Source organism: Paenirhodobacter ferrireducens (assembly GCF_004022265.1).
GTDB lineage: Bacteria > Pseudomonadota > Alphaproteobacteria > Rhodobacterales > Rhodobacteraceae > Rhodobacter > Rhodobacter ferrireducens.
Map to the genome: position 1 here is coordinate 1 of NZ_SAVB01000012.1, position 12061 is coordinate 12061.

The window sequence follows — 12061 nt, forward strand, 5'->3', positions numbered from 1 at the left end:
GGTGAAGGTCTGGCTGACATTGTCCGAGCCGGTGACGACGAGGGTCACGGTGCTGCCCGCGGGCGCATCGGTCGTGCCGGTGATCGTCGGCGTCGGATCGGTGGTCAGCGCGGGCGCATCGACGGTGATCGACGGCGGCGTGGTATCGACCACCCCCGCGTCATCGGCGGTGCCGGTGTTGCCGGCCGGGTCCTTGACTGAGGCGGTGACAGTGTACTCACCCTCGGCGAGCGCCGCGGGCACGTCGACGGTATAGCTGCCGTCAGGCTGCACCGTCGCGGTGAGGGTCTGAGACGAGCCGTCCGAGCCGGTGACGACGAGGGTCACGGTGCTGCCCGCGGGCGCATCGGTCGTGCCGGTGATCGTCGGCGTCGCGTCGTTCTTCAGCGCCGGCGCTTCGACGGTGATCTCGGGCGGCGTGGTATCGGTCGGATGTGAATCGCTGCCACCCGAGCCGATGATCAGCGCAGCCCCCGCCAGAGTGCCGATCGCGCCGAGCAATGCGGCCGGGACCACCGTCGTCGGGGTGATTTCGGCGATGTCGAAGCCGGTCCAGCTGCTGCCGTACTGACCCCACCAGGTGACGCCGGCGTCATCCACAAAAACGATGTCGCTGCGCGCCTCGTCGGCCACGACGAAGAAATTGTCGATGATGATCCGGCTGCCGTCCTGAAGCTCGAGAACCAGGTCGTCGCCGACGCGCTCGAATCGCGCCACCGCCTCGGGCCCCATGTGCATGCAGGGCGACGACGCTGGGCGCCTGAAGCTCGATGTGGTTTCCGTTGACCGTGCCGCCCGCGGCATTGGTGTTGGCTTTTGGCGTAATCGTACAGTTCACATCCGACATTTTGTTGAGTTCCGACTTCCGGTAAAATTATGGCCGAGGCCCAGATTCACGTTGCCAAAGGGTGCCGCCCGGGCCCGGTCCCTCCCCTTCGGTCCGGGTTTTCCCGTAGAAAGTGGTGGTCCGGGCAGGTGCCGGGCGCCCCATCGGCTCCACCTTATACTTATATTAGCCATAGGCCGCCGGCTTACCCCGCATGAGGTAAGCCGGCAGGGCGAGGTTTGCGTTCCTATCGGCGGATGGCCGGCGCAGGATTCCGTCGGGTCCGGGTGTTCCGATTGCACTTCTTTTTTCTGCGAAGTTCCGGTATAATATTGAAATTGAACGACCTTCTCCGTGAGGGAGAGGGGCGGACAACTTTTCCCTTCTGGGGAGAGTTGAATGTGGAGGAAATTTCATGAGCGATATGACTGTCTCGGACAAATCGCCGGGGGCCGGCGACAAGCTTCGTCTTGGGGCGCTGGCGGCACTGGTGATCGGCTCGATGGTGGGCTCGGGCGTATTCAGCCTGCCGCAGAACATGGCCGCGGGGGCGGGGCCTCTCGCGATCCTGATCGGCTGGGGCATCACCGCGGTGGGGATGCTGGCCCTGGTCTTCGTCTATCAGTCGCTGGCACTGCGCAAGCCGGAGCTCGACGCCGGGCCCTATGCCTATGCCAAGGCCGGTTTCGGCCCGTTCCTCGGCTTCAACAGCGCCTGGGGTTATTGGATCAGTGCCTGGGTCGGGAACGTCTCCTATGCCGTCGTGGTGTTCAGTGCGCTGTCCTACTTCTTTCCGGCGTTCGGCGACGGCAACACCTGGCAGGCGGTGCTGGGGGCCTCGGTGCTGGTCTGGGCCGTGCATTTCCTGATTCTGGGCGGGGTGAAGCAGGCCGCGGTCGTCAACACCGTGGTGACGGTTGCGAAGATCGCGCCGATCGTGCTGTTCGTCCTCGTCGTGGCGCTGGCCTTCAAGGTCGACATCTTCTCTGCCGACTTCTCCGGCAAGGGCAACGCCAGCCTCGGCACGGTGATGGACCAGGTGAAGAGCACGATGCTCGTCACGCTGTGGGTGTTCATCGGCATCGAGGGGGCGAGTGTCTATTCCGCCCGTGCGGCAGTGCGGCGCGACATCGCCCGCGCCACCGTCCTCGGCTTCCTGACCTGCATCATCCTCTATGCGCTGGTGTCGCTGCTGTCGCTTGGCATCATCAGCCAGGCAGAGCTCGGGCAGATGAAGAACCCGTCGATGGCCGGGGTAATGGAGGCCGTCGTCGGCCCCTGGGGCGCGGTGCTGATCAACCTCGCGCTGGTGGTCTCGGTGCTCGGCGCCTATCTGAGCTGGACGATGCTCGCCGCCGAGGTGCCCCATGTCGCGGGCAAGGACGGCACGATGCCGCGCTTCTTCGCGAAGGAGAACGACCGCAAGGTGCCGGTCACCTCGCTGCTGGTGACGAATGCGCTGGTGCAGCTGTTCCTGATCATCACCCTCTTTGCGCAGAGCACCTATCAGGCGCTGTTCTCCATCGCCTCGAGCATGATCCTCGTGCCCTATATCTTCTCGGGCGCCTATGCGGCGAAACTTGCCCTCACCGGCGAGAACTATGCCGCGGGCGAGAACCGGATCGGGCCGATGCTGGTCGGGCTTCTGGCGACGGTCTACGGGATCTGGCTCGTCTATGCGGCGGGGCTGTCCTACCTGTTCATGTGCGCCGTTCTCTATGCACCGGGCGTGGTGTTCTACATCTGGGCCCGCAAGGAACGGCAGGAACGCAGCTTCACCGCGATCGAGGCGATCCTCGCCGTGGCGCTGGTGCTCGCCGGCCTCTACGCGGCCTACGAGATGTGGATCGGCGCCGTCAGCGCGCTGTAAGGGAGGACAAGACCATGAGTGACCTCGGTGTCCATTCCGAGGTGGGGAAGCTGCGCGAGGTGATCGTGCATCGTCCCGACCTGAGCCTGCGCCGGCTGACGCCGGACAATTGCCACGATCTGCTGTTCGACGACGTGATCTGGGTGAAACGGGCCCGGCAGGAGCATGACGTTCTGGTCGACACGCTGCGCGAACGCGGGGTGATGGTGCATCTGTTCGGCGATCTGCTCGCCGAGACGCTGGAGCAGGCCGAGGCGCGTGACTGGCTGCTGGCGCATCGGGTCGATCCCGGCATGGTGGGCTATGACCTCGCCCCCGAGCTGCGCGGCTGGCTCGGCGGACTGCCGGCGGCCGAGCTGGCGACCCGGCTGATCGGCGGGGTGACCCGGGCCGAGCTGCCCTTCGCGCCGCCCGGCCTGTTCGGGCAGACCCTGCTGCCGCAGGACTTCGTGCTGCCGCCGCTGCCGAACCAGCTGTTCACCCGCGATTCCTCGTGCTGGATCTATCGCTCGGTCTCGATCGGGCCGATGTTCTGGCCGGCGCGCCGGCCGGAAGCCGCCAATGTGGAGGCGATCTATCGCTTCCATCCGCGCTTCCGCGACGCCGGCGTGCCCTTCGTCTCGCCCGACAATATCGGCACGCATTGCAGCCTCGAGGGCGGCGACGTGATGCCGGTGGGCAAGGGCGTGGTGCTGGTGGGGATGGGCGAGCGCTCCACCCCGCAGGCGGTCGGCAGCCTGGCGCGCAATCTTTTTGCCGCGGGCGAGGCGACGCATGTGATCGCCGCGCTGATGCCGCGCGACCGCTCCTTCATGCATCTCGACACCGTCTTCACCTTCTGCGACGCCGATCTGGCGACGATGTATCCGCCGGTGGTGGACCGGATCCGGACCTTCTCGATCCGGCCCGGCGAGGGCGCGCATTCGGTCGATGTGCGGGAAGAGAAACGTCCCTTCACCGCCGTGGTGGCCGAGGCGATGGGGCTGAAGAAGCTGCGCATCGTCGCCACCGGCGGCGACGATTACGAGGCCGAGCGCGAGCAGTGGGACGATGGCAACAACGTCGTCGCGGTCGAGCCCGGGGTGGTCATCGGCTATGACCGCAACGTCTATACCAACACGCTTCTGCGTCACGCCGGCGTCGAGGTCATCACCATCGAAAGCGCGGAGCTGAGCCGCGGCCGGGGCGGCGGTCACTGCATGACCTGCCCGATCGCCCGCGACCCGATCTGAGCACAGGAGGCACATATGCCTGTCAATCTGCACGGCCGCAGCGTTCTCACGCTGGCCGATTTCACCCCCGACGAGATCCGCTTCCTGCTGCGGCTGGCGGCGGATCTGAAGGTGGCGAAGATGGCGGGGACCGAAGTTCCCCGCCTGACCCGCAAGAACATCGCGCTGATCTTCGAGAAGGATTCGACGCGCACCCGTTCGGGTTTCGAGGTTGCCGCCCATGACCAGGGCGCCGAGGTCACCTATATCGGCCCGTCGGGCAGCCACATGGGCCACAAGGAGACGGTGAAGGACACCGCCCGGGTGCTGGGCCGGATGTATGACGCGATCGAGTATCGCGGCTTCTCGCAGCACGATGTCGAAACGCTCGCCCGCTATTCCGGGGTGCCGGTCTACAACGGCCTGACCGACCAGACCCATCCGACCCAGATCCTTGCCGATTTCATGACGATGCGGGAATTCACCCACAAGCATCTGTCGGACATGGTGCTGACCTTCACCGGCGAGGGCCGCGACAACGTCGCCCGCTCGCTGGCGATCGGGGCGGCGAAGGTAGGGATGGACTTCCGCATCGCCTCGCCGCGCGCGCTCTGGCCCGAGGACAGCTTCGTCGCCGAGATCCGCGCGATGGCGGCGCCGACCGGCGGCCGTTTCACCCTCACCGAAGACCCGGTCGCCGCGGTGAAGGGCGCCGATTTCATCTACACCGACGTCTGGCTCTCGATGGGCGAGGCCAGCGCGGCCTGGGGCGAGCGGATCCGGCTGCTCACCCCCTACCGGGTCGATGCGGCGCTGATGGCGGCCAGCGGCAACCCTTACGTCAAGTTCATGCATTGCCTGCCCGCCTTCCACAATGCCGAGACCGAGGTCGGCGCGCAGGTGCTGAAGGACTATGGCATCGACTGCATGGAGGTGACCGAGGAGGTGTTCGAAAGCCCCGCCTCGATCGTCTTCGACGAGGCCGAGAACCGGATGCACGCGATCAAGGCGCTGCTTGTCGCGACGATCGGGGGCTGAGCCATGCTGATCGTCGCGGCCCTTGGCGGCAATGCGCTCCTGCGCCGGGGCGAGCCGATGACGGGCGAGAACCAGCGCGCCAACATCCGCGCCGCGGCGGCGGTGCTGGCGCGGCTGGTGCAGGCCGGACACCGGCTCGTCGTCACCCATGGCAACGGGCCGCAGGTCGGGCTTCTGGCGCTGCAGGCGGCGGCGACGCCTGACGCGCCCTTCCCGCTTGATGTGCTCGATGCCGAAAGCGCGGGGATGGTCGGCTATGTGCTGCAGCAGGAACTCGATAACGCCCTGCCCGGCCATCTGGTGACGACGCTGCTGACCCAGGTCCGGGTCGATCCGCAGGACCCGGCGTTCCGGCATCCGACGAAACCGATCGGTCCGGTCTATGACCGGGCCGAGGCCGAGCGCCTTGCCGCCGCCCGCGGCTGGAGCGTCGCCCCCGACAACGACCGCTGGCGCCGCGTCGTTGCCTCACCTGCGCCGCTCGAGATCCTCGAGGCGCCGGTGCTGAAGCTGCTGCTTGCACAGGGGGTGATCCCGATCTGCGTCGGCGGCGGCGGGATCCCCGTCGTCACGCTGCCGCAGGGCGGGCTGACCGGGATCGAGGCGGTGATCGACAAGGATCTGGCGAGCGGCCTGCTGGCGCGCCAGCTCGGCGCCGACATGCTGCTGATGCTGACCGATGTCGCCGCCGTCTACCGCGATTTCGGCACGCCGCAGGCCCGGCCGCTTGCGGCGGTTGCGGCCGATGCGCTGTCGCCCGCCGATTTTCCGGCCGGCTCGATGGGGCCGAAGGTGCGCGCCGCGGTCGACTTCGTCCAGGCGACCGGCGGCCGGGCCGGGATCGGCCGGCTCGAGGATGCCGCCGCCATCGTCGCCGGCACCGCCGGCACGCTGGTGACCGCCAGCGGCGGCTGAGGCCGGCCCGGCAAAGAGGGGGCAGCAGTCGCCGCCTCCCCTGCCCCGCTCTGCCCGTGTCCCGCGCCGGTCCGGACGGGGCGCCAATCCCCTGAGACAGTCTGAGACACGCTGCAGCGCAGAGGCGATCCTGCGTTGCAGCACATGCATGGCCAGGTTGAGAAAGATCCTCGCAGGCAGGGCCATCCATGCCCTGTGCCGCTGCAAACGGGGAGGATCAGATGACGCCATCACGCGACGAGCTGGCTTGGATGTACCGCAACATGGTGCTCAGCCGCAGGCTCGAGGAAACCATTTCCAAGATCTATTTCGAGGGCAAGACGCCAGTCTTCAACATGGCGAACGGCCCGATCCCGGGCGAGATGCACCTCTCGAACGGGCAGGAGCCGGTCGCGGTCGGGGTCTGCGCCCATCTGACGGCCGAGGACATCGTCACCGCGACGCACCGCCCGCATCATCAGGCGATCGCCAAGGGCGTCGACCTCGACGCGATGGTCGCCGAGATCTTCGGCAAGGCGACCGGGCTTTCGGGCGGGCGCGGCGGGCACATGCACCTGTTCGACCCGAAGGTGAATTTCGCCTGCTCGGGGATCATCGCGCAGGGGCTTGGCCCCGCGGTCGGGGCGGCGCTGTCGCGCAAGCTGCGCGGCCTGCCCGGCGTCGCGGTCGCTTTCATCGGCGACGGTGCGGCGAACCAGGGTGCCTTCCACGAGGCGATGAACCTCGCCGCGGTCTGGAAGCTGCCCTTCGTCTGCGTGATCGAGGACAATTCCTGGGGCATCTCGGTGCCGAAGAGCGCCTCGACCGCGGTGGCGCGCAATGACGTGCGCGCCGCGGCCTATGGCATTCCGGGCCATTACGTCGCCGGCAATGACCCGCTGGCGATCTACGAGGTCGCCGGCGAGGCGATCGCGCGCGCCCGCGCCGGCGCGGGGCCGACGCTGATCGAATGCGAGACCTATCGTCTGGCCGGTCACTTCATGGGCGATGCCGAGGCCTATCGCCCGAAGGGCGAGAAGGAGGCGCTGTTCGCCGCCGATCCGATTCCGAAGATGCGCGCCCGGCTGCTGGCCGAGTTCGGCTTCTCCGAGGACGAGCTCGTCGCGGCCGAGGGCGCGGCGGCGGACCGGGTCGCCGCGGCGATCCGCTTTGCCCGCGACAGCGCCGATCCGCGTCCCGAGGACGCCCTGACCGCGGTCTTTGCCTGAGGGGGATGAGATGACCGGAACGATTGTGAAATCCAACGAACGCAAGCTGACCATTGCCCGCTCGATGGCCGAGGCCCTGGCGCAGGAGATGCGGATCGACCCGACCGTCTTCGTGATGGGCGAGGACATCGGCACGCTCGGCGGCATCTATGGCAATACCCGCGGCCTGATCGAGGAATTCGGCCCCGAGCGGGTGCGGGACACGCCGATCTCCGAGACCGGCTTCATCGGCGCCGCGGTCGGCGCCGCGCAGGACGGGATGCGGCCGGTGGTCGAGCTGATGTTCGTCGATTTCTTCGGTGTCTGCTTCGACGCGATCTACAACCTGATGGCGAAGAACATCTACTTCTCCGGCGGCCATCTGAAGGTGCCGATGGTGTTGATGACCTCGACCGGCGGCGGCTATTCCGACGGCGGCCAGCACTCGCAATGCCTCTACGGCACCTTCGCGCATCTGCCGGGGATGAAGGTGGTGGCGCCGTCGAACGCCTATGACGCCAAGGGGCTGATGACCGCGGCGCTGCGCGACGACAGCCCGGTGGTCTACATGTATCACAAGGGGTTGCAGGGGATGGGCTGGCTTGGCACCGAACCGGGCGCCACCGTGCATGTTCCCGAAGACAGCTACACCGTCGAGATCGGCAAGGCGAAGGTCGTGCGCGAGGGGCGCGATGTCACCATCGTCTCGCTGGGCATCGGGGTGCATCACGCGCTGAAGGCGGCCGACACGCTGGCGCAGCAGAACGTCTCGGCCGAGGTCGTCGATCTGCGCTCGCTGGTGCCGCTCGACCGCGACACGATCCGCGCCTCGGTCGCCAAGACCGGGCGGCTGATCGTGGTGGACGAGGATTACCACAGCTTCGGCGTCTCGGCCGAGGTGATCGCCTCGGTGGTCGAGCATGACCTCTCGGTGCTGAAGGCAGCGCCGGTGCGGGTGGCCTATCCCGACGTGCCGATCCCCTACGCGCGGGTGATGGAACAGTTCTGCCTGCCCAATCCCGCGAAGATCGTCGCGGCATGGGCGCAGATGGCGGCATGACACCGGCCCGGGGGCGGGCCAGCCCCGCCCCCCGCCAGGCCAGCGACAGGACAAAGGGAAAAGCGACATGGCAACTGACATCATCATCCCCACCGACCTGTGGGAAGAGGACACCGAGGCGGTCATCACCTCCTGGCTTGCCGATGACGGCGCCGAGGTGGCCGAGGGCGCGCTGATCGCCGAGATCATGACCGCCAAGGTCCAGTACGAGATCCACGCCCCCGCCTCCGGCCGGCTGGTGATCGTGGCGGCGCAGGACGCGGTGGTGCCGAAGGGCGCGGTGATCGGACGGGTGGAATGAGCGCGCCGCCTGCCGCCGTCACCACCGTCGTGCCGCTGCGCGGCATGCGGGCGATGATCGCCGAGAAGATGGTCAGAAGCCTCGCCGAGGCGGCGCAGCTGACCCATCACGCCAGCGCCGATGCCAGCCGGCTTCTGGCGGCGCGCGCGACGCTGGCGGCGCAGGGGGTCAAGACCTCGGTCGAGGATCTGCTGATGCTGGCGACGCTGCGGATGCTGAAGGCGCATCCCGAGCTGAACGGCCGCCTCGAGGGGCGCGAGCTGCGGCTCTCGTCGCAGGTCGATCTGTCGGTGGCGATCGCGCTGCCGGGCAATCTGCTGGTGGCGCCGGCGATCTTCGGCGCCGAGGCGCTGGACATCGCGGCCCTGCGCGCGGCGCGGCAGGATCTGGCGGCGCGGGCGCGGGCGAACAGGCTCAGCGTGTCGGAGATGACCGGCGGCACCTTCTGCATCTCGAACCTCGGCCTGACCCGGGTCGAGGCCTTCACCCCGATCCTGAACACCCCGCAGATCGGCATTCTCGGCATCGGCTGCACCCGCGAGCGCGCGGTGCGCGAGGCCGACGGCGCGATCGGGCTGCGGCCCTTCATCGGCCTGTCGCTGACCTTCGATCACCGTGCGATCGACGGCGCGCCGGCGGCCGCGGCGCTGACCACGCTGTGCCACGAGATCGAGGATTTCGCGCCGTGACGGACGGTGTGACCGGCGCCGCGCCCTGCCGCTTCGACAGCGCCGCCGAGGGGATCGCGGCCGAGGTCGCGATGCTGGCGCAGGTCGCCGCGACGGGGCAGCCGGCGCGGTTGCTGTGGCAGGCCCGTGTGCCGGCGATCGTGCTGCCGGCGGCCTGCCTGCGCCGCCCGGGCTTTGCCGCGGCCGCCGGGCGCGCCGCGGCGGCGGGCTGGCCGCTGCTGGCCCGCCCGACCGGCGGTGGCCCGGTGCCGCAGGGGCCGGGGGTGCTCAATCTGGCCCTCGTCTTTCCCGCCGAGGCGGGGCTGACACTCGAGGCCGGCTATCGGCGGATCTGCGCGCCGCTGACCGCGGCCTTCGCCCGGCTTGGCCTGACGGTCAGCGCCGGCGCGACCGGGGGCAGCTTTTGCGACGGGGCGTGGAACCTCTCGCTTGCCGGGCGCAAGATCGTCGGCACCGCGCAGCGCTGGCAGCGCCGTGACGGCGGATGGGCGGTGCTGGCCCATGCGCTGATCCTGATCGACCCGCCGCTTGCCGCGGTGGTGCCGGTGATCGACCGGCTGCACCGCGACCTCGAGTTCGGGACAAGGGTTCTGCCCGACGCCCACACCAGCCTGCGCGCCGAGCGCCCCGATCTCGGCGTGCCCGACTTCATCCGTGCCCTCGGGGAGGAGGACACGGACGGATCGCCTGCCCCGGCACAGGGGCGGGCGGCCTGAACCGCGCGCGAGACGCGCATCACGACATCAGAAAAGGGAGGACCACATGAGACGAGACGCCGACCCCCGGCACGGGCTTTCCGGCCCCGGCTGAGCCCTGTCCGGGCCGCCCCCGCTTCACCCCATCCATCATCGGCAGCCTGCCCCCACCTGCGCCTGCGCACTGGTGGCCCGGGCCGGACTGCCCGCCCAAACGGAGCCCGAGATGAGCACCGACCACCCGCGCGCGCCGTCGCGCCCGCAGCCCGCCCGCCGCCTGTCGCGCCGGCATTTTCTGATGACCACCGCCGTCGCCGCCGGCGGCGCGGTTGCCGGCCTTGCCCTGCCGGTGGCCGCCTGGGCCAATGACACGATCGGCACCGCCCGCGCCGACACCATGCTGCGGGTGATGCGCGACACCTTCCCGCACGGGCCGCAGATCGTCAGCCTCGCCACCTATCAGCGCCTTGTCGAGGCCATGCTCGACGAGGCGGCGGCAGACGAGGGCGTGAAGGGGCTTCTGCGCGACGGCGTCGACGACCTCGACGCCCGCGCCCGCGCCGCCTTCGGCCGGCCCTTCACCGAGGTCGCCGAGGATTACGAGCGCGAGGGGATACTGCGCGGCATCGAAACCACGCCCTTCTTCCAGAAGTTCCGCTGGGCCGGGGTCTTCGGCATCTACAACGCCCCCGACCTGTGGCCGGCGCTCGGTTACGAGGGCCCCGCCTCGGACGTCGGCGGCTTCCTGCACGCCGGGTTCAGCGACATCGACTGGCTGCCGCCGGGGCCGAGCCCCGAAGAGCTTCTCGCCCAGGTCCAGCGGTAAGGAACAGCGATCATGACCACGAAATTCGACCTCGACGACGACAGCCTCGTCGTCATCATCGGCTCGGGTGCGGGCGGCGGCACGCTGGCCAACGAACTGGCGCAGAAGGGCATCAAATCGGTCGTGCTCGAGGCCGGACCGCGCTTCGGCCAAGAAGACATCGTCAATGACGAATGGACGATGTTCAACAAGATCTCCTGGCTCGACAAGCGGATCTCGGCCGGGGAATGGCACGGCAAGCGCAACCACCCGACCCTGCCGGCCTGGATCGTCAAGGGCTATGGCGGCTCGACCATCCACTGGGCCGGCGTGGCGCTGCGCTTTCAGGAGCACGAGTTCCGGATGCGCACGCTGAACGGAGACATCCCCGGCGCCTCGGTCGCCGACTGGCCGCTGACGCTGGCCGAGCTGGCGCCGTATTACGAGGCGGCCGAGCGCAAGATGGGGGTGACGGGCAAGACCACGGGGATGCCGCACCTGCCCTGGCACAACAGCTTCCGCGTGCTGGCCGAGGGGGCGCGGCGGATGGGGTATCGCGACATCGTCTCGGGGCCGATGGCGATCAACTCGGTCGAGAACGACGGCCGCCCGGCCTGCCAGCAATACGGCTTTTGCATGAGCGGCTGCATGGTCGGGGCGAAATGGTCGACGATGATCACCGAGCTTCCCCGCGCCGAGGCCACCGGCAAGTGCGAGATCCGCTGCGACGCGATGGCGCTGAAGATCGAGCATGACGCGACCGGCAAGGTCACCGCCGTGCTCTATGCCGACGGCGCGGGCAATATCCAGCGGCAGAAGGCGCGCCTCGTCTGCGTCGCCGGCAACGCGATCGAGAGCCCGCGGCTGCTGCTGAACTCGGCCTCGTCGATGTTCCCCGACGGGCTCGCCAATTCCTCGGGCCAGGTCGGGCGCAACTACATGACCCACAACAGCGCCGGGGTCTTTGCCGAGCTGCCCGAGAAGGTGCACATGAACCGCGGCACCACGGTCGCGGGGATCATCTCGGACGAGGCGCGCAACGACCCTTCGCGCGGCTTCTATGCCGGCTACCGGCTGGAGATCCTGGCCCTCGGCCTGCCCTTCCTGTCGGTCTTCCTCAACCCCTCGGCCTCGGGCTGGGGCCGCGAGCATGCGCAGGCTCTGGAGAAATACGCCTACATGTCCGGCACCTGGATTTGCGGCGAGGACCTGCCGCAGGCGGGCAACGGCATCACCCTGCACCCGAGCGAGACCGACCAGCACGGCTTGCCGGTGCCGATCGTCACCAAGACGCCGCATATCAACGAGGTCAACATGGCGGCCCATGCCTACGAGCAGTGAGCTACTCCCGATCCCTTGGACAGTTTCCGGGATGATTTAAGCTACTCTCTGCGCCTGCTGGTCGGTTTCGATCTGGTTGAAGTAGACCACGGCGGGCGGCTTTCCGCCATGGGCGGCGTGGGG

General features: G+C 68.5%; 12 protein-coding genes. 11 read left to right on the forward strand and 1 reads right to left on the reverse strand.

The window, feature by feature from the left end; all coding sequences use genetic code 11:
* A partial coding sequence (locus EOW65_RS10565; RefSeq protein WP_128149258.1) for a BapA/Bap/LapF family prefix-like domain-containing protein occupies positions 1-738 on the reverse strand: 738 nt, incomplete at its 3' end.
* Between the two features lie 503 nt (positions 739-1241).
* Between EOW65_RS10565 and arcD the strand changes: the two genes are divergently transcribed.
* The 11 genes from arcD to EOW65_RS10620 all read left to right on the forward strand — a co-directional run bounded on the left by arcD (position 1242) and on the right by EOW65_RS10620 (position 11938).
* Positions 1242-2696, forward strand: coding sequence for an arginine-ornithine antiporter (gene arcD / locus EOW65_RS10570; RefSeq protein ID WP_206364056.1), 1455 nt, complete (start codon positions 1242-1244; stop codon positions 2694-2696).
* Between the two features lie 14 nt (positions 2697-2710).
* A complete protein-coding gene (locus tag EOW65_RS10575) occupies positions 2711-3928 on the forward strand; it encodes an arginine deiminase (RefSeq protein WP_128149243.1) in 1218 nt (405 codons plus the stop codon).
* Positions 3929-3943: 15 nt separating this feature from the next.
* Entirely contained in the window at positions 3944-4945 is a 1002-nt protein-coding gene (gene argF / locus EOW65_RS10580) for an ornithine carbamoyltransferase (RefSeq protein ID WP_128149245.1), read from the forward strand.
* 3 nt (positions 4946-4948) lie between these two features.
* Positions 4949-5860 (forward strand): carbamate kinase, encoded by a 912-nt coding sequence (arcC, locus tag EOW65_RS10585; RefSeq protein WP_128149247.1) that lies wholly within the window; start codon positions 4949-4951, stop codon positions 5858-5860.
* A gap of 221 nt (positions 5861-6081) precedes the next feature.
* A complete protein-coding gene (locus EOW65_RS10590; RefSeq protein ID WP_240664629.1) occupies positions 6082-7068 on the forward strand; it encodes a thiamine pyrophosphate-dependent dehydrogenase E1 component subunit alpha in 987 nt (328 codons plus the stop codon).
* 10 nt (positions 7069-7078) lie between these two features.
* On the forward strand, positions 7079-8107 hold the full coding sequence (locus EOW65_RS10595; RefSeq protein WP_164880065.1) for an alpha-ketoacid dehydrogenase subunit beta: 1029 nt from the start codon (positions 7079-7081) through the stop codon (positions 8105-8107).
* Between the two features lie 67 nt (positions 8108-8174).
* Complete coding sequence (locus EOW65_RS10600; RefSeq protein ID WP_128149248.1) at positions 8175-8408, forward strand: biotin/lipoyl-containing protein; 234 nt, start codon at positions 8175-8177, stop codon at positions 8406-8408.
* On the forward strand, positions 8405-9097 hold the full coding sequence (locus EOW65_RS10605) for a 2-oxo acid dehydrogenase subunit E2 (RefSeq protein ID WP_128149250.1): 693 nt from the start codon (positions 8405-8407) through the stop codon (positions 9095-9097). Before EOW65_RS10600 ends, EOW65_RS10605 begins: the two co-directional genes overlap by 4 nt.
* A complete protein-coding gene (locus EOW65_RS10610) occupies positions 9094-9813 on the forward strand; it encodes a lipoyl protein ligase domain-containing protein (protein WP_128149252.1) in 720 nt (239 codons plus the stop codon). Before EOW65_RS10605 ends, EOW65_RS10610 begins: the two co-directional genes overlap by 4 nt.
* Before the next feature lie 205 nt (positions 9814-10018).
* The gene (locus tag EOW65_RS10615; RefSeq protein ID WP_128149254.1) at positions 10019-10618 is read left to right on the forward strand and encodes a twin-arginine translocation signal domain-containing protein; all 600 of its coding nucleotides are present in this window, start codon (positions 10019-10021) and stop codon (positions 10616-10618) included.
* A gap of 12 nt (positions 10619-10630) precedes the next feature.
* A complete protein-coding gene (locus tag EOW65_RS10620) occupies positions 10631-11938 on the forward strand; it encodes a GMC family oxidoreductase (protein WP_128149256.1) in 1308 nt (435 codons plus the stop codon).
* The last annotated feature ends 123 nt before the right edge of the window (positions 11939-12061 follow it).

Excerpts from the sequence above, each read along its gene's own strand:
- arcD (WP_206364056.1), top strand. The coding sequence starts at position 1,242 with ATGAGCGATATGACTGTCTCGGACAAATCGCCGGGGGCCGGCGACAAG.
- EOW65_RS10575 (WP_128149243.1), top strand. The coding sequence starts at position 2,711 with ATGAGTGACCTCGGTGTCCATTCCGAGGTGGGGAAGCTGCGCGAGGTG.
- argF (WP_128149245.1), top strand. The coding sequence starts at position 3,944 with ATGCCTGTCAATCTGCACGGCCGCAGCGTTCTCACGCTGGCCGATTTC.
- arcC (WP_128149247.1), top strand. The coding sequence starts at position 4,949 with ATGCTGATCGTCGCGGCCCTTGGCGGCAATGCGCTCCTGCGCCGGGGC.
- EOW65_RS10590 (WP_240664629.1), top strand. The coding sequence starts at position 6,082 with ATGACGCCATCACGCGACGAGCTGGCTTGGATGTACCGCAACATGGTG.
- EOW65_RS10595 (WP_164880065.1), top strand. The coding sequence starts at position 7,079 with ATGACCGGAACGATTGTGAAATCCAACGAACGCAAGCTGACCATTGCC.
- EOW65_RS10600 (WP_128149248.1), top strand. The coding sequence starts at position 8,175 with ATGGCAACTGACATCATCATCCCCACCGACCTGTGGGAAGAGGACACC.
- EOW65_RS10605 (WP_128149250.1), top strand. The coding sequence starts at position 8,405 with ATGAGCGCGCCGCCTGCCGCCGTCACCACCGTCGTGCCGCTGCGCGGC.
- EOW65_RS10615 (WP_128149254.1), top strand. The coding sequence starts at position 10,019 with ATGAGCACCGACCACCCGCGCGCGCCGTCGCGCCCGCAGCCCGCCCGC.
- EOW65_RS10620 (WP_128149256.1), top strand. The coding sequence starts at position 10,631 with ATGACCACGAAATTCGACCTCGACGACGACAGCCTCGTCGTCATCATC.